The organism is Nostoc sp. 2RC (assembly GCF_014222165.1).
Lineage (GTDB): Bacteria > Cyanobacteriota > Cyanobacteriia > Cyanobacteriales > Nostocaceae > Nostoc > Nostoc linckia.
Window position 1 is genome coordinate 1 of sequence record NZ_JACKZU010000713.1, and the last position, 1,267, is coordinate 1,267.

1 pseudogene is annotated in these 1,267 nt (G+C 45.7%); it reads left to right on the forward strand.

What is annotated here, in order from left to right:
* Nucleotides 1-1,061, forward strand: a pseudogene (locus GNE10_RS34595) (ribosome assembly protein 4); the annotation flags it as partial.
* Nucleotides 1,062-1,267 lie beyond the last annotated feature (206 nt).

A 1,267-nucleotide genomic window follows, 5' to 3' on the forward strand; every position in this document is an offset into this window, starting at 1 on the left:
CAAGTGATGACAACACCATCAAACTCTGGGATGTCAGCACCAGCAAAGCCATCAAAACCCTCACAGGGCATAGCAGTAGGGTCTATAGCGTAGTCTTCAGCCCCGATGGCAAGACACTGGCTTCTGCAAGTGATGACAACACCATCAAACTCTGGGATGTCAGCACCAGCAAAGCCATCAAAACCCTCACAGGGCATAGCAGTAGGGTCTATAGCGTAGTCTTCAGCCCCGATGGCAAGACACTGGCTTCTGCAAGTGATGAGAACACCGTTATTTTATGGGACTTGGATTTCGATAATTTATTACTCAGTGGTTGCAACTTGCTGAATAATTACCTCATTGCCCATGCAGAAGTGTTAGAAGAGTTCCAATCTTGCCAAACTCCATCCCGGTTGGCGCAAGCAGCGACAGTGTTAGTCATCCAAGGTGAGAAGTTAGCGCGAAATGATGATATTAATGACGCTGTTGAAAAGTTCAACAAAGCACAGCAGTGGGATAATAAATTAAAGTTTGATTCCCAGGCGAGAGCAAAAGAGTTTGTCAATAAAGGCAAGGCAAAACGCTCAGTTGATGAAGGAAATAATCGCTTACAAGAGAAAAAGTTTAAGGAAGCACTAGCAGCTTACACCGAAGCTCTTAAATTAGATCCAAAAATCGAAATTCCTGCAAGTTCTTGGAATGAACTATGTCGCCAAGGTAGTCTGCAAAAAGCTAGCCGTATGGAACTAATAATTTTCCGCTTGCCGATTTTTATAGAGCCAGGGTTACAGTCTTTAACATCATTATCTATTTACTACTATCTGCAAAAACAAGCTGCTGATGTGTTACCAGCCTGCGAAAAAGCCGTTGCACTTGCACCTGAAGATGGCAACATTCGTGACAATCGCGGTTTAGCTAGGGCGTTAACAGGAAACACCCAAGGAGCAATTGAGGATTTTGAAGCATACATCGCCCAGACTCAGAACAAAGATAGTAAAGCACAACGGCAGCGCTGGGTGAAAGATTTACGGGCAGGGAAAAATCCATTTACAGATGTAGAACTTGAGAAGTTACGGAATTAGGGCATTGAGCACTTGTACTGAGCGTAGCCGTTGGCGCAGCCTCTCGCAGAGAAGTATGGGGCATTGGGCATTGGGAGTAGTGACTGTTGACTGTTGACTGGGGAGTTATATCATATCCGCATAATTAGTTATGATTCCCACAGTCATTGCACCCCACCCCTTAATCCCCTCCCCGCCTGCGGGGAGGGGATTAAGGGGTGGGGTGC